The following is a 16,264-nucleotide window of genomic DNA, read 5'->3' as shown; positions in this document are numbered from 1 at the left end:
TGGCAAGTTCTCTATCAATAGCAACATATAATTCTAAGAGAATTATTGAGGAAGTCTTGGCGAGCTTGAATGTGGGCAATTTCTTTGTCAAACACTTTCTGCCAAAGTTCGATATCGTTGTTGGTGGGTTGCTCTTGAAACATGGCTTTTAACTTTTACCTCTATCTTATTTCTTTCTTACCAGCGTACACCCATCCACTACTGAGAAATTTTTCCTCAAATTCTGTAAATGGCATTTCTCGACTATTTCCTACTCACCAGCAGCCTGTAAAACCTCGGTATACAAGCGATCACTAACCCGAAAGCCAGCTTGCAAAATTAAATCGTCCATAATGGGTTTCACCGCCGAAATTAGTCCTCTACCCTTGGCTACGACTAAAACTCCCAACACTCCAATAATTGAAAGTCCCAAACGTTTTGCCTCTCTCCTACCCAATCGCTCATCGATCAGCAGTTCGTCTACATTCAACTCCACGGAAAGGGCAATTGCTTCCGATTCCCCCAAATCCAATTTCCCTTCATTTTGCAACGTTTCAATCAGTGTCCGGTTGGTAACGGATTGAGTCTCAATCCAAGTCAAAGATAAGACGGCTGTGACTCTGCTATCCTCAGGTTCCGTATTAGCTAGTTCAGTAGCAACGGCTGTGGGAATAATCACTTTTCCATAGAGTTGTTGTAAAAGTGATAATTGCTCAACAATTGCTAAACTGCTGAGTGGCGAAGTGTCACTGACTACGATCACAGCCAACCTCGTTCTTGTAAACTCTTAAGGTCTTCTTGAAACTCAGCAACATCGTAATGAATGCAAATATTACGATCAGCTAACAGTCGCTGAAATCGGAGTTGATTCATCCCCACTAACTCACTGGCTTTTCCCAAAGATATTTTATCCTTTTGAAAGAGTAGAATGACTAACTCTAGCATCAACTCTTCTGCTGACATTCCACTGGCTTTGACAATTTCATTGGGAATCACAACACTCATCTTCCTCTTCCTCTCCTGTCTGTGATAGTTCCTGTCCTCTACAATTACAGCAGATTCAACAGCGGTGCGATCGCGTCCTATTGAAATTACCTCTGAAATCCAGTCATGTTTTAGGATAACGCGGTTGATCACCCTGATTTATCCCTAAGCAGTTATCGATAGACCTTTTTCAGCCACTAAAGTGGCTACTACGAACGGTGCGATCGCGATCGCGTTCTCTGGAAATTCCCTCGGAAATCTAATCCTGTCTTAGGATAACGCGGTTGATCACCTTGATTTATTGCTGAACAGTTATCGATAGACCTTTTTCAGCCACTAAAGTGGCTACTACGAACGACAAATAAACCCCTCGGAATCCGAGGGGTAGGAGCGATCTCAAAGGAGGAGAGATCAAACCTTCGCTTCTTCTTTCACCAACTTATCCCAACCCAAATCCTTGAGGTTGTTATTGCGGCGTAGAGGACGAGTGGCTAACTCCAGAATATCCCGCGCATTGGTAAAGCCGTGAATCTGAGCAAATGTAAACTCAACAGACCACTTGGTATTAATTCCTCGCGCTTCTAAAGGATTCGCATGTGCCATTCCGGTAATTACCAAATCCGGATTCAACTCATAAATTCGCTGAATTTGATTGTAGTTATCTGGTTTCTCGATAATTTTTGGTGTCGGGACTCCCATCTCCTGACAGGTTTTCTCCAGCAGATCCAATTCCGCCTTCTGATACCGCTTATCCATATAGGGAATACCAATTTCTGGACAACTCATCCCGCAGCGAATTAAGAAACGAGCCAGGGAAATTTCTAATAAGTTATCCCCCATGAAGAATACCGATTTACCCCGTATTAACTTGACATACTCTTCCAGGTTTTCCCAAATATGCGCTTCCCGTTCATCTAATCCTTTCGGTTCAATTCCAAACACCGAACAAATCTTCTCAATCCAGGCGCGAGTTCCATCGGGACCAATGGGGAACGGTGCGCCAATTAATTTACACTTACGGCGACGCATTAAGGTTGTCGCAGTGCGGCTTAAGAAGGGGTTGACACCAGAGACATAATACCCTTCTTCAATTACTGGAAGTTCAGTATACCGCTTCGCGGGTAACCAACCGGAAACTTTAATTCCTTGCTTCTTCAGTTCCAGAGTAAGGTTGGTTACCACGGGGTCAGGTAACGATCCAAATAGTACCAGGGGAGGATGATCCACATACTCCGATTCTTCAGCAGCAACGTCTTCTTTCTGGCGTCCAAAGTTGAGTAGTTTGGAAATCGCATTCCGTTCTTCTTTTTCCGCTTCTACCTTGGGTGCTTCTTTCGGACATTTGTGCGCCATCGCCGCGAGGACTGTATCTTCGCCTTGAGTGAAGGCATAGTCCAACCCATTCGCCCGCGCTGTCACAATGGGAATGCCAATCTCGCTTTCCAACTTCGGCGCTAACCCTTCCAAATCCATCTTAATGATTTCGGTGGTGCAAGTGCCAATCCAGACAATTACACTCGGGTTGCGATCGCGCTTAATCTGTAAACATAACCGCTTCAGTTCTTCGTAGTCATTTAATTGGGCAGAAATATCTCCTTCTTCCAATTCCGCCATCGCATAACGAGGTTCGGCGAAAATCATCACCCCCATAGCATTTTGTAGGAAATAACCACAGGTTTTTGTGCCAATCACTAAGAAGAAACTATCTTCAATCTTCTGATAAAGCCAAGCTACACAGCTAATCGGGCAAAATGTATGGTAATTTCCAGTCTCGCATTCAAACTCTAGGGATTGGGGGTTTTGAAGCGCAGTCATAAAAAGTTCTCCTCTTCTCGTTTCTCAGGAAAGTTTCTATCTATAAGAAGTCCAACGTCTTAGGGTAGGGCTGGATTCAGCCACAAGTGTAGGGGCGGGTTGTCGGGGCGGGTTTAGCCACTCAAACGACTTGTCACCGATAACTATCAACAAAACCCGCCCTTAACCCAATGTCTCAACGTCATAACCAATGACAAAGGACAAAAGACCAATTACACCATCATCAGGTCAAGTTCTTCTTCCTCTGACTTTACCTTGGGTTGTTGGGGATTCAGGTAGAAGTCAGACAGCAAGGAGAACAACTCGCGATCGGGGGAGTCGTTGGGAACCACACCTTCTGGACGTGCCAACACTTGATCTGCAATATTCAGATAGTAATCACACACAGGTGTCAGAGACGGATCAGTTTCTGCCATTTCAAAAATGGTTTTCCCTTTAACCCGAGAGATGCGAATATCTTCAATTAAGGGCAGAATCTCCAACACGGGAATGGGTACAGCTTCAATATACTTATCGATCAGATCCCGCTTCGAGGTACGATTGCCGATCAGCCCAGCGAGGCGCAAGGGGTGGGTGCGGGCTTTTTCACGTACAGACGCCGCAATTCGGTTCGCCGCGAATAACGCATCAAAGCCGTTATCGGTAACAATCATGCAGTAGTCGGAATAGTTCAGAGGCGCAGCGAATCCCCCACAAACTACGTCACCGAGAACATCAAATAGAATTATATCGTACTCGTCAAACGCATTAAGTTCTTTCAGTAGCTTCACTGTCTCACCGACAACATAGCCACCGCAACCTGCACCAGCGGGTGGTCCACCTGCTTCGACGCAATCAACGCCGCCATAGCCTTTATAGATAACATCTTCGGGCCAAACGTCTTCGTAGTGATAATCCTTTTCCTGAAGCGTATCGATAATCGTGGGAATTAAGAAGCCTGTCAGGGTAAAGGTGCTGTCATGTTTCGGATCGCAACCAATTTGCAACACCTTTTTGCCGCGTCTGGCTAAAGCTACGGAGATATTACAGCTTGTTGTGGACTTACCAATACCGCCTTTTCCATAAACTGAGAGTTTCACGCTTCGTTGTCTCCTATCGTTTGGATCAAAACTGAAATGTTGTCGTAGCTATTAAATGAGCTGGCATCTAGGTTTGGGCTGAGTCGTCAGCCGTTGCTTGCTGCCTGCTAATCGCATTATTGACATAACTCCCTGAGAAATGAAAGGGGGAGTTGGAATGAGATGGGGTTTAAGTATCCATCCAATCACGCCTATCAATGCTTAAAGGCTTTTATAGCTTCAGAGTGACTCTGAAGCCAATTTAAGCAAATTATTATAGTTTTGTGTATTTTATTTATATAAATGTGAACAAAAGCAAAAATACGGCTAATTGACTTCTAGCCTGACTAAGCTGGCTCACCTTAGTGATCTAACTCCAGCTCAACGCTGACGGGAAATCGGGGATATAGATGGGGTTTGACGCGATCGCATTCCCTAACCCTGAGACTCCCTGATCCCCAAAAACCCTTAATTTACGTCACTTAGAGAACGTGCGATCGCAGGTTTGGCGAACTCCGGCAAGATTGTTGTAAATAAAGATTAATTTTTGTGGCAGTGATGACACTCGCCGCGATCAGGAAGCCCTGGCATAGGTTAAAGCCTATGGTTGCGATATAAATATACCGATGCTCGAAAAACCAATGATGTTGAGATCGTTCACCGGAGAAAGGCAGGGCGGGTTTAGTCGCATCTGGGTGCAACTAAAAAGATAATCGTGAAACCCGCCCCTACGCACGCGCCAGGTTCCCTATTGTTTTATTGTTTTTTTGATAGCATCAGGATAACCACAACCCAATAGAAAAGCTACGACGCTTGTTTACTACTAAAATAAGATTACTAGCCCTCCTTTAACCTTAGATTCAACAGGAATAAAACCATGAAATTTATCAGCCCTAAAGTCGATTATGCCTTTAAAAAAATATTCGGCTCAGAACAAAGCAAAGAGGTTTTAATCAGTTTCCTCAATGCCATTATTTATAATGGAGACAAAATTATTCAATCCTTGACAATTGCCAATCCTTATAATCCAGGTCAGGCAATAACTCTAAAAGATACTTATTTAGACATAAAAGCTGTTTTAGCTAACGGTTCTGTTGTTATTATTGAAATGCAAATAGCGCGGGTAACAGCTTTTAGCAAACGAATTGTTTACAATCTGAGCAAAGCTTATAGCAATCAGTTAGGGATTGGGGAAAATTACCTGATTCTCAATCCAGTGATCGGCGTAACGATTACAGATTTCATCCTGTTTAATAACACCCCAGATGTGATCAATCAATTTGTTTTTCAGGAAAAAAACAAAAACTTTGAATATCCTGATCCAGAATTGCAGCTAATCTTCGTGGAGCTACCGAAATTCAAGAAAAGCTTGTCAGAGTTAACCAGTTTAAGCGATAAGTGGATTTACTTTCTAAAAGAAGCGGCTAGTCTCGATAATATTCCTAATAATTTGGGAGACGTGTCTGAGATAGAACTGGCTTTAAACATTGCCAACCAAGCCAAAATGACCGTAGAAGAGTTAGAAGTTGTGGAACGGCGGGGGATCATGTTGCAAGATGAGAAAGGGCGGATAACGTATGCGGCAGAACAAGGGGAAGAAAAAGGAAGAGAGAAAGGACGTTTGCAAGAAGCGATCGCTCTAGTTATGCGTCTACTTAACAAGCGTTTTGGAGAAGTACCAGAGGTGATAAGTACCAAGGTTGAACGTTTGCCTTTGCAAGACTTAGAAAATTTAACCGAGGAGATTTTAGATTTAAATCGTTTGGAGGATTTGGAACGTTGGTTAGACGAACATTCGCCATCTTAATCAGGTTTACTGTACCAAATCACCTTGGTTAACTTCCTTGTAGCGAGCAAGATGCTCGCACTACGGATAAGCTGTCACGCATTTTAATTGGGTATTAGTAGCGAGCAAGATGCTCACACTAAAAGGATGTGTCCTCTAGCTTGTTCTTTTATGCAACCGAACTAACGTTTCAATCGTTTACGTCGAGTACGACGCCGCAAGACTTTTGCTAATAGGATGGCTTCCCGTTCAGCTTTGAATAAATCTACCGATCGCGTCGTCAGTAGAAATGCACCCGATGGTTTGTACTGCACCAAAGGTAACTTCGTGATCTGATATTCACAGATGTTAGGAATAATCGCCTGTGTTGACGAATGCTGCATCTTCTGGAGTGTTTTCCAATCCGCATTCACTTGTGACGCGATCGCTTTAAGTTCTCGCAACGCGGCTTCTAACTCTGTCGATAGCTGATTGATGTGGAAGGCTTGAGACTCTAACCGTTTCCAGCCGTCTCTAGTTCGTTGCTGTAGCATCCGTACAGACGATTGAAGCTCAAAGGATAAAGGCGGTTGAGACTTCACGGGTTGAGGGGGTGCCTTGATTGCCTTTCGGGGAACTGGGTAAGGGGAACGGTAACGCCTGCGAGGTGGCTTTTTTAAGACGCGAGGGGGTTGACGCTGCATGAACTGGGAACGCAGGAATTGAAGTCCGGCTTGCAGTGTTTTCATGAGGATCACGCTGTAATTTGGTACAAATGTACTATATTGAACGTGAAATAGCAAGCTCTCCTCAATAAAGAACGCCACAACGAAGAATCCCCCCTTTTACTAGAAAAGAGGGGACTCCCAAGGAATATTTCTTCAAAGATAGACAGTTCAGTTAGTGCTTCTGTATAGAATTCGCTGGTTGAATAAGTGAGTTGAGTTTACCAGCACTTTTATAGTAAACCCCTAATTAGCGGGTTGACAATAAAAATCGGTCAATTTTACAAAAACTTTATAGATCTCTCGATCAGCTTTATCAGAACTTAATATTTAACATCTGACTATAGATAATTAGGGCGGCTAGGTGAACATTCTTAAAGCGAATGCACGTCCCCGCCGCCCTTGGGGTTATGACAAAAGGAATGATTACGGTGCTAAAGCGTTTCCGCGCAACAGACTACCAATCGTCTTGGCAGTAATTTTAAGCTGCACTAAAGGATTAGCAGGTACAACCGTTTTGTACAAATAACTGTCAAACGTGAGTCGCTGCACATCTAGATCTGAACACATCTCCACAAATGCTTCACGAGTCGCATCAGACCGATAGAAGACCGTTTGCAGAATATCCAGCACCTTATAGGTGATGCCATACTTCTTATCCCAGCGCTTGAGATAAAGCTTGAGGTCATCTTCCGTGGGAATGCGAGTTCCGCCATTGGAGGTTTCGACAATGGTTTCGGCGCACATCCGCGCGGATTTTGCGGCAAAGTAAATCCCTTCGCCAGACGATTTCGTCACCGTTCCCGCTGCGTCTCCAACTAACGCCACCCGACCAACGACTCGGCGAGGTCTGGGATGTTCTGGAATCGGGTGTGCTTCTACTTTGATGATTTCACCACCGACGAGTTTCTTGGCTGCACGAGCGCGAATCCCTGCCTGTAGCTTTTTAATTTTGGCTTGGTTCACCTTCATCGTACCCGTGCCAACGGCAACGTGGTCGTATTTGGGGAAAACCCAAGCATAGAAGTCAGGAGAAACGTCGTTACCTACATACATTTCTGCCAGGTCTTCATAATAGTTCATCATGTCCCCTGGCAGGCGAATCCGCTCTTGGAACGCGATCGCATAATTGTAGTCCCCAGCGTCAATTGCTTTAGCCACGCGGGAATTCGCGCCATCAGCACCAATCACTAGGTCTACTTTCAGGGTTTTTTGTACACCACTGAGACTCCCATCGGAATGGTCAGCGTAGTGAAGGGTATAGGGTTGTGTATTACTTGTGGGAATATCGAGTTTATGAACAGTGCCATTAATTAAAGTTGCACCCAACTTGGCAGCGCGGTTCCGCATGAAGCCATCTAGGACTTCCCGGCGGCACATGCCAATATATTCGTCTTCTTTTATCAGGTTGATGTCCACCTCTATATTCGATGGCGAGATCATCTTCATCTTTCTGACTCGCCGATCAATAATTTCAGGTGGCAGGTCAAATTCACTAACCATACAGAGCGGAATGGCTCCGCCACAGGGTTTAGCATTGTCTAGCTTACGCTCAAACAAGTAGGTTTCGATTCCAGCTTTTGCTAGAGTCTCTGCGGCAGACGAGCCAGCAGGTCCTGAACCAACAACCGCAACCCTTAGTGCAGGCATTTTTTCTCCCAATCGTTTTCGAGGTACGGATTGCATGGTATCACGGACTTTTGGCGATTTCATCCCCAATGTGCGATCGCGGCTCATTTTGAAACACAGCTTAACAATTACCTTCACAAAGCTTAATATTTTGTCCGTTGTCCTTGATCCTTCGTCCTTGGTCATTCCTTTGTCCTTTGTCCCAGCAAAGGTATCTGCATCGTTACAGAATAGTGATAGTGATAGTGCAGGCTTCCTCGCGTTTTAACCGAGGGATGAAACGAAGTAAATCGTCCAGCCAGCGAATTTATTCGCCAGTCCGTTTCTTGCGGATGATACTTGCTATGCTGGTATACAGTTAAACTGTGTTGGGTACGCTCTCGACCTAAGAGGATGTTCAAGTTCGTCTGACTCCCCTCCAACGAGAGAAGGGGATTGAAATTTGCATAAATTGTGGAGCTAGAGGCTGATTTATGCATTGGGATAGACCCGCATCATGTAAGACCTGTGAAGGCAGTGAGAATACCGAGGGACAATCGGAAATTTAAGCTTGAGGAGTGAGCTAATTGGCTCAAGTTATGCTTCGTAAGACCAAAGGTAAACCAATTCAATTTGTTGAAGTGGATAACCAGAGGCAGAATCAGCCCAAGAATCAGCCGTGTTTTAACCGGGTGAGTGTCAAAATTAAGACAACTGTTGAGTCCCATACTGATAAGTCAGCACCACCCTTGTCCCAACAACCGACAAGACAAATACTGGTATGTCAGCACCGTACTTGCCGCAAACAAGGTGCAGCCAAAGTCCTGGCAGCATTTCAGGCTTTACCTGTTAATGGGGTGACAGTGAGCGGTAGCCCTTGTCTGGGAGAATGTGGCAATGGTCCGATGGTCGTGGTTCTGCCCGAAGAAACATGGTATTGTCGGGTTCACCCCGATGAAGTCCCGACAGTGGTACAACGGCATATTAAAGACGGACAACCTGTGAAGGCGATGCTCTATCGGAAATATTATTGACCTTTGTTTGTAGGTTGGGAAAACGCAAGGAAACCCAACTCCAAGATCAGGCTGTTGGGTAAATAGCGGTTTCGAGAAGCAGAATGAAATAAGGGCGGGTTTTGTTGAAAGGTTATCGGTAGGATACAACAATTAAAGGCTAAACCCGCCCCTACTGATTTCCAGGGTACTCGTGGGTCAAAAAGGGAACATCCACAACGTCACCCTCAACCTCTCCCACCTGAACCTTAAGCCCAACGCCGCCAGCTTTGGTACGGATATAGGCTAAACCGATGTAACCTTGTTCCGTTGGCGTACAACTGGTTAACTTACCCACTTTTTCCCCATCCACGGTGACTACAGTTCCCGGTTCCACAGGTGCTGGTAAACGCACTCCCCACAATTGCTGCTTGACGCCTTTGTAAGTATTTAATCGCGCGATCGTTTCCTGACCGATATAACATCCTTTCTCAAAGGAAATCGTACTCCACAACCCCGCTTCTAGGGGATTATAATCCTCTGTTAGTTCATAATCAGGAAGCGGACGTCCTTGTTCAATTCGCAACTGCTGCCAAACGCGATCGCCCATTGGTATAGCATCGGCTGTAGTTAAGGTTTGCCATAGCTTTGCCGCATCGCTGGCGGGAACAATTAGGGTATATCCGGGGAGTGCTAAACCACTTCCTCTAGCCATTCGCACCTCTATATCATTCAGCGTGAGATGTTGATGACTGGGGTATGCCTCACCAATCGGCAACTGGACACCTAGCTTGGTCAAAAGGGTATCACAGTCAGATCCAACTAGACTAAAAATAGCAGTTTCATTGGAGATATCCGCCAATTCCACCCGATCCATGGGAAAGATATAGCGATCAAGCCATTCGAGTAACTGTTGACGCCGATTGGGGGATACCAATAGTAATACCGCCTCTTTCGTGACGTAAGCGGTGACCAGATCAATAGTACGGGCAGTTGAGGTCACAAACACGGTATCACAACCCTGTCCCGGTTTCAGGTTTTGGAAATCATTGGTACTCTGATTATGCAAAAAGCGCAGTCTATCCTCATCAGAGATTTTCAGCAATCCCCAATGGGATAAGTCAACTAAAGCCACCCCTTGACGCGCTGCTTGTAGGGCGGCTGTATCATTCCCGAAACTACTTGGTACTGGCACTTGGGCAACTGGCTCAAACGTTGCTCCGGCAATACGCTGCATCTCTTGTAAGGTTTGGCTCATACATCAAATCCTGTGGTTAACCCAATACGGCTTGGTTAATCAAAATTGTAGAGTAAAAGATGAACAGAATTTAACGTGGTTCAGTTTATTTCCACTGACCTACTTATACTTCTATTTAGTTCATCTATGATCAAAGATCATCCAAAGGATTGGAACGAGGATTGAAGGGACGATTTTGGGGTACTACCGTGAAATAAGGATTGAGGAACTCTTCCTCCACCCAACCTGAATGGTAATTCAGCTTAGTGGTCGTTTCTGTTAATTCCAATACTTCCAGATCACCCCGCAAGACGTTCATATTGGCAGGCTTTTCCCCTGTCCATTGATCCTGATCGGATACAATTCCCAGAGGTCCACCACCAAAGAAATTTAGGGCGACTTGATCAAAACCGCGCACAAAGCGATCGCCTTGCCAATGCCATTCATGTCCTGCCCAGTATAGAGGCGGTTGCCAGGGACGAGGTTGCCATGATGACCCATATTTCTCAGACCAAGAACTCGTCCCCTCGTCTAAGGTGACGGTAAAGCCATCCTCATACCGAACTTCATACCGCCCTTTTTGGGTTTGGTAGTCCAATGGAGACCACCATAACACCTCTACCGTGTCTCCCACCTGATCTGGGTCAAGGGTAACGGCTGGAGTTTCCGCTAATAAACGGCGGTAAATCGGCAATCCCTGACTCGGCAGTTTCGCCTTTGCTGCAAATCGCCAACACGACCAATTTCCAGGATTATCTGCCCCTTGCCAACGAACCTGGCAAACCCCGTTTCCAGTTCCCACCCAGAGGCGATCGCCTTCTAAGTGCAGTTGATCAGGAATTGCCCCAATAATCGGACTATTGCGGACGGTGTAAGAGGTAATTGTTCCGGATTTGAGACTCGGGGGAGAAGGACGATAGGCGACTAATCCCATTCCGGATAAATAGGGATTCCCTTCGCCACTGATTTGAGTTCCCAGCCAAAAGACTGGATTGCTAGGATCTCCGGCGATGACAAAATCAGTAATTTGTTGCCCTTGGATTTCTTCAGGTTGAATCACCACCAACTCATTCATATCGGGATTGTAACCAACCATCGTGGCGATACCACTAAATCCTTCCCCTTGTTCCGATGCGACTGACCAAAATAGGCGATCGGCATAACTGAGGGCGGAGGTAATTCGAGGAACTCCCAAGGAAAATCCGACTTCAGCCTGCCTTACCTGGTCTAAAGTATAGAGGGGGTGACGTTGGGGTTGTTCGCTATTGGGAGTAATCAGTTCAAAGACAACCGTTTCGGGTTCAATTCCTTGGGCTTCATTGCCAAAGGGATTCGGTTCGAGAATGACGCGATATTGATAAGATTTTCCGTTAAGTTCAATAGTTTGATAGGGGGGATTTTGCAGATTTTCTTGGAATTGTTCCGGATTATCCGTCGTCTCAGCTTCACTCGCTAAGGTTCCCGGTTCTACCGTCCAAGTGCGGTCAAATCGGCAAAATACAATATCATACTGCTGCGTCTGGAAGGTAATCGTATCAGCATCTGTAATAATATCGCGAATATGATAGTCAAATTGCTGATACACTCCCTGATCATTAGCAGAGGCGATCGGTACGGGTTCAGTTTGGCTAGGGCAATTAGCGGGATTCCTGATGGCTTGAGAGGAAATGTTCACCGGGGTGGTGCAACTCTGGAGTAATCCGATAATCGCAAAAATAGGTAAGATAGGTTTCATAGAAAAAGCACCAGAACTATTATTTATCAAGACGAATTTTAGTGGTTAACGTTCCTTTTTGTCATTGGTCATTGGTCATTGGTCATTTGTATTCCTCGCGAAGCGTCAATCAAACTACGTCACGAGACAGGAAATGGGCAACCTATTTGTAGGGTGCGTTAGCGAAGCGTAACGCACCTTTACCCTACTTAGTCTTAATCGCTACTTGGTTCAATTTGCCCCGATAAAAGCCATTTCATTTATAATTCCGGAGAAAATTGCCCCACTCCACCGCCAGAGGAATTTCGGTAAACGGAACCTGAATCGTGGATTCTGGCAGGAGAAACTCTAGTGCGATCGCGCGACTTTTTTTGGGCGGATTCTCTAAGGTAACAATTTGCCCATCAACTACCAGTTTAATGCTTTGGACATCATTCAGAGAAAATGTTTCTATATCCACCGGACCCGAACGAGTCGGTTTTCCCCAGGTCAGATTCTTCCCCTTTTGTCCCAGTACCGCATAAATATCATATTTTGCCCGTTCAAATTGTTCTGCCCATACACGATATGCCTCAACTTTTTGATATTCATTCCAACCTGACCAAGCTAGCCAAATAAATACAGCGAGTAAGGGTAACCAGAGTAAACCACGTTCCATGTTCTTGTTAATCTACTAAATAAACCAAAATATTCTAAGTAGTCGGACACAACAAAACAGCACGTCCACGCTGGTTTTGTTAACCAGCCTCAACAGGGTAAGCTTATCTAATTTAGTATAAATTGTACTTGACAAAAGTCAGAGTCATTGTGGAGCAAGAGGAAGGGTTTGCGATCGCGTCCTGGATATGGGTCAACCTGACTTGCACAAGCAAACCGATAAAAAATGTACTTGACATAGCTAGCTTGCATAAGTGAGATTACATTTCCTAATGTAACAGATTTGTAAGGGTTTCAGCCCCATTCAAAGAGCCAACGTGCCAAATTGGGATGCTCCCAACTATCTTGCCTTTGTTACGCAGGTGTTGGAACTTGCTGATAACTTTGATTATGAGGAGATTCTGAAATTAATTGATCAGTATTATGATTATGGCGGAAAAATGACTACCTGCTAGGGCGATTGAAATCGCAGCTAAACAAATGTATGCGAAGCCTTCCCGAAGGGTAGTCCGCCTGCGCGAACTGAGTTATAATCGGGGTACCTAACCCAAATTGGGTATGACGAATGACAAACGTTTTAATCATTTTCACCGACTTAGATGGCACATTTCTAGATTCTGAGACTTACAGTTATCAGAATGCTATTCCAGTTCTCAATACCTTAAAGAATAATCAGGTTCCGGTTATTCCGGTTACCAGTAAGACACGCCTAGAAGTCGAAACGCTACGCCAATCCCTACAAATCAATGATCCGTTTATTGTGGAAAATGGTAGCGGTATCTTTGTTCCCCTCGATCATAACGACTTAACCTTACCCAAAAGTAACCAATGGGGGGATTATTATCTGCATCGCTTAGGTTGTACTTATGCTGAAGCAAGACTTGGATTAGAGAAAATAGCCACCGCCCTCAATGAACCCTTGCAGGGATTTGGGGATATGAGTGAAGCCGAGATTTGTAACTTGACAGGGTTGTCCTCCGATGAAGCCAAACAAGCCAAGGCGCGGGAGTTTACCGAACCCTTTGTGACTCCTAAGAAGGTAACACCAGAACGCCTTAACGAAATTGTACAAGACTTAGGATACCGGATAGTTGTTGGCGATCGATTTTGTCATTTGATTGGTGCTGGAGCAGGTAAAGGAAAAGCGGTACAGTGGTTAGTAGATTCCTACCAATCTGCTCGACCCGATGCCAAAATTACTACCCTGGGTTTAGGCAATAGTCCCAATGACTTGGAGATGCTGGAAGCGGTGGATAGTCCGGTAATTGTTCCTGGAAATAAAGGCATTCATCCCGGCTTATCCGGTAAAGGATGGCAAGTCGCACCCGCACCCGGTTCTCAGGGTTGGGCGGAAGCGGTAAGAGAGGTTGTCTGGGGGGAGCAAGGGTAGATGGGGAAGATGGGGAAGATGAGGGAGAGTGTGTAGGGGCGGGTTTCACTACTATTTTTTTGGTTATACCCAGATGTAACTAAACCCGCCCCGACTAAATGACAAATGACAAATGACGATTTTCACCGTTAGCTTTTATTGTGTCCACCTATTTAATGTGAGTATATAGTTGATCACGTCGTAAAATCCGCCACAGGTGTTCGGTTGCACTCACTAGGCGACGGCTAAGAGATTGATTAAAGTAAGAGAAGAGATAAGAGATAGGAAAGCAAACGACACTACCCATTTTCAATTATCACCATGAACAATCTGCCCAATCGAGTTCCAGAATTATTTGATCACGAAGGCGAAGGCGGTAACTTACTCTGGCAATATGTCCAGTCTCTGCATCCAGAAACCGTTGCCCAACTCTCTAAACCCGATCCGGAAGTGGTTCAGGTGATGGAACGCAACTTAATCGGAATGTTAGGCACACTCCCTCACGAACATTTTAATGTCACTGTTACAACTAACCGCGAAAATCTGAGTCGGTTATTAGTTTCTGCGATGATGAATGGTTACTTTCTCCGCAATGCTCAACAACGCATGGAATTTGAAACGTCGCTGCACAAAGTCGCAGAAATGCATGATCATTAATTGATAACCTGTGAACTCAGGACGAAGGACGAAGGACAAAGGACAAAGGACAAAGGACAAAGGACAAAGGACAAAGGACAAAGGACAAAGGACAACCTTGTCATCTGCCATCAGAAGTGAGATGATCACTCAAAATGAGTGGTAAAATTCCCTGATGGCTAACCCTTTTCCCCAGAAAACTCCCAGTGAACCCTTGAATTTGCCCACCAAACTCGCTTATGGAGTTGGAGAACTGGGAGGAGAGATTCCGGGTAATATCTTAGTCTTTTTCTTGCTGTTTTTCCTCACCAATGTCGCGGGGTTAAATCCCACCTTGGCGGGGAGTGTTTTGCTGATTGGCAAGGTTTGGGATGCGATTAATGATCCGATGATCGGGTATTTGAGCGATCGCACTCGTTCTCCTTTAGGGCGGCGTTACCCCTGGATGCTGATCGGGGCGATTCCCTTGGGGATTGGCTTTAGCTTACAGTGGTTTGTTCCGCCTACCTCGAATCAATGGCTACTGTTTGCCTATTATGGCGGAATTGGGATTCTATTTTATGCCGCGTTTACCTCGGTTGTTCTCACCCATAATGCGTTAGCGGCTGAACTCACTCAAAGCTATGATGAGCGCATTGGTTTAATTGGCGTTAAAGCCGCGTTTAGTATCGGTGCGAGTATTTTCTCCCTGGGTTTAGCCCAGATTATTTTTGCCCAATTTGATGATCCGTCTCAAGAGTATCGGATTCTGGGAACAATTTGTGCAATCGTCGCCACGTTAGCGATTTTCCTTTGTGTTTGGGGAACCTATAAGCGTTATAAGCAAATCGAAGCCCAACGGGAATCCGTGACTCAAGTATCTTTTTTACCCATCACCCAACAGTTTCGGATTGCGTTCAGTAACTTCCCTTTTATTTGTGTAATTGGGATTTATTTGTGTTCTTGGTTAAGTCTGCAAACAACGGCGGCGATTCTCCCCTATTTTGTGATTCATTGGATGGGATTACCGGATCACCACTTTACCCAAACCGCGCTAACCGTTCAAGGGACAGCCCTAAGTATGACATTTGTCTGGAGTGCGATCGCGAAACGTGTGGGTAAACGGGCTATCTATGGCATGGGTATCCCGTTTAGCTTATGCGCGTTGCTGGGACTGTGTTTTTTACAACCCAATCAAGTGGGATTAATGTATGTTCTGGCGGTATTTGTGGGGCTGGGTTTGTCTACGGCTTATATTGTACCCTGGTCAATGCTTCCTGATGTTGTTGATTTCGATGAACTTAACACCGGACAACGACGGGAGGGTATTTTCTACGGATTAGTTGTACAAATACACAAAATTGCCGTCGCGATCGCACTATTCCTCGTGGGTAAAGCCTTAGATATGTCGGGGTTTATCTCCAGCACATCTGAACAGTTACCCACGACTCAACCAGAATCAGCGTTGTGGACGATTCGTCTGTTGATTGGTCCGATTCCCGCTATTGTCCTCATGGGCGGTTTAGCTTGGGCGTACTTCTATCCGATTAGTCGTTCCTTCCATGGCGAAATCCTCCTAAAACTCATCGAACGCCGGAATAGGGAAGATGGGGGAGATAGGGGAGATAGGGGAGATAGGGGAGATAGGGGAGATAGGGGAGATAGGGGAGATAGGGGAGATAGGGGAGATAGGGGAGATAGGGGAGATAGGGGAGATAGGGGAGATAGGGGAGATAGGGGAGATAG

16 protein-coding genes are annotated in these 16,264 nt (G+C 45.3%); 6 read left to right on the top strand and 10 right to left on the bottom strand.

What is annotated here, in order from left to right:
- Window positions 1–14: 14 nt before the first annotated feature.
- The 5 genes from RIB93_RS13150 to bchL form a co-directional block, all read right to left on the bottom strand.
- Window positions 15–143 carry a hypothetical protein gene (locus RIB93_RS13150; protein WP_446373210.1) on the bottom strand — a complete coding sequence of 43 codons (129 nt, stop codon included), beginning with the start codon at window positions 141–143 and terminating at the stop codon, window positions 15–17.
- A 107-nt stretch (window positions 144–250) separates the two neighbouring features.
- Window positions 251–742 carry a DUF3368 domain-containing protein gene (locus RIB93_RS13145; RefSeq protein WP_446373257.1) on the bottom strand — a complete coding sequence of 164 codons (492 nt, stop codon included), beginning with the start codon at window positions 740–742 and terminating at the stop codon, window positions 251–253.
- On the bottom strand, window positions 739–984 hold the full coding sequence (locus tag RIB93_RS13140; protein ID WP_446373256.1) for a UPF0175 family protein: 246 nt from the start codon (window positions 982–984) through the stop codon (window positions 739–741). Before RIB93_RS13140 ends, RIB93_RS13145 begins: the two co-directional genes overlap by 4 nt.
- Before the next feature lie 390 nt (window positions 985–1,374).
- A complete protein-coding gene (locus tag RIB93_RS13135) occupies window positions 1,375–2,778 on the bottom strand; it encodes a ferredoxin:protochlorophyllide reductase (ATP-dependent) subunit N (protein ID WP_446373209.1) in 1,404 nt (467 codons plus the stop codon).
- A gap of 212 nt (window positions 2,779–2,990) precedes the next feature.
- On the bottom strand, window positions 2,991–3,857 hold the full coding sequence (gene bchL, locus RIB93_RS13130) for a ferredoxin:protochlorophyllide reductase (ATP-dependent) iron-sulfur ATP-binding protein (RefSeq protein ID WP_446373208.1): 867 nt from the start codon (window positions 3,855–3,857) through the stop codon (window positions 2,991–2,993).
- 856 nt (window positions 3,858–4,713) lie between these two features.
- Here bchL and RIB93_RS13125 point away from each other — a divergent pair.
- On the top strand, window positions 4,714–5,643 hold the full coding sequence (locus tag RIB93_RS13125; RefSeq protein ID WP_446373207.1) for an Rpn family recombination-promoting nuclease/putative transposase: 930 nt from the start codon (window positions 4,714–4,716) through the stop codon (window positions 5,641–5,643).
- Between the two features lie 161 nt (window positions 5,644–5,804).
- Here the strand turns inward: RIB93_RS13125 and RIB93_RS13120 are convergent, their stop codons facing one another.
- Together RIB93_RS13120 and chlP are read right to left on the bottom strand one after the other, a co-directional pair.
- A complete protein-coding gene (locus RIB93_RS13120; protein WP_446373206.1) occupies window positions 5,805–6,350 on the bottom strand; it encodes a hypothetical protein in 546 nt (181 codons plus the stop codon).
- Window positions 6,351–6,752: 402 nt separating this feature from the next.
- Entirely contained in the window at window positions 6,753–7,976 is a 1,224-nt protein-coding gene (gene chlP, locus RIB93_RS13115; protein WP_446373255.1) for a geranylgeranyl reductase, read from the bottom strand.
- A gap of 557 nt (window positions 7,977–8,533) precedes the next feature.
- On the opposite strand from chlP, the gene RIB93_RS13110 reads away from it, so the two are divergent.
- Window positions 8,534–8,968, top strand: coding sequence for a (2Fe-2S) ferredoxin domain-containing protein (locus RIB93_RS13110; protein WP_446373205.1), 435 nt, complete (start codon window positions 8,534–8,536; stop codon window positions 8,966–8,968).
- Window positions 8,969–9,119: 151 nt separating this feature from the next.
- Here RIB93_RS13110 and ygfZ read toward each other — a convergent pair whose 3' ends face one another.
- From ygfZ to RIB93_RS13095, 3 genes are all read right to left on the bottom strand, one after another.
- Entirely contained in the window at window positions 9,120–10,184 is a 1,065-nt protein-coding gene (gene ygfZ, locus RIB93_RS13105) for a CAF17-like 4Fe-4S cluster assembly/insertion protein YgfZ (protein WP_446373204.1), read from the bottom strand.
- Window positions 10,185–10,314: 130 nt separating this feature from the next.
- Window positions 10,315–11,898 (bottom strand): hypothetical protein, encoded by a 1,584-nt coding sequence (locus RIB93_RS13100; RefSeq protein WP_446373203.1) that lies wholly within the window; start codon window positions 11,896–11,898, stop codon window positions 10,315–10,317.
- Between the two features lie 235 nt (window positions 11,899–12,133).
- On the bottom strand, window positions 12,134–12,535 hold the full coding sequence (locus RIB93_RS13095; RefSeq protein ID WP_446373202.1) for a hypothetical protein: 402 nt from the start codon (window positions 12,533–12,535) through the stop codon (window positions 12,134–12,136).
- A gap of 316 nt (window positions 12,536–12,851) precedes the next feature.
- Between RIB93_RS13095 and RIB93_RS13090 the strand changes: the two genes are divergently transcribed.
- The 4 genes from RIB93_RS13090 to RIB93_RS13075 all read left to right on the top strand — a co-directional run.
- Window positions 12,852–12,989 carry a hypothetical protein gene (locus tag RIB93_RS13090; protein ID WP_446373201.1) on the top strand — a complete coding sequence of 46 codons (138 nt, stop codon included), beginning with the start codon at window positions 12,852–12,854 and terminating at the stop codon, window positions 12,987–12,989.
- A 110-nt stretch (window positions 12,990–13,099) separates the two neighbouring features.
- Window positions 13,100–13,924 carry an HAD-IIB family hydrolase gene (locus RIB93_RS13085; RefSeq protein ID WP_446373200.1) on the top strand — a complete coding sequence of 275 codons (825 nt, stop codon included), beginning with the start codon at window positions 13,100–13,102 and terminating at the stop codon, window positions 13,922–13,924.
- Between the two features lie 300 nt (window positions 13,925–14,224).
- Window positions 14,225–14,560, top strand: coding sequence for a DUF760 domain-containing protein (locus RIB93_RS13080; RefSeq protein WP_446373199.1), 336 nt, complete (start codon window positions 14,225–14,227; stop codon window positions 14,558–14,560).
- Between the two features lie 154 nt (window positions 14,561–14,714).
- A partial coding sequence (locus RIB93_RS13075) for an MFS transporter (protein ID WP_446373198.1) occupies window positions 14,715–16,264 on the top strand: 1,550 nt, incomplete at its 3' end.

This window comes from Coleofasciculus sp. D1-CHI-01, assembly GCF_040218875.1.
Classification (GTDB): Bacteria; Cyanobacteriota; Cyanobacteriia; order Cyanobacteriales; family Coleofasciculaceae; genus Coleofasciculus.
The sequence above is the reverse complement of the archived record's forward strand: the minus strand, read 5'-3'. Positions and strand labels throughout refer to the sequence as shown.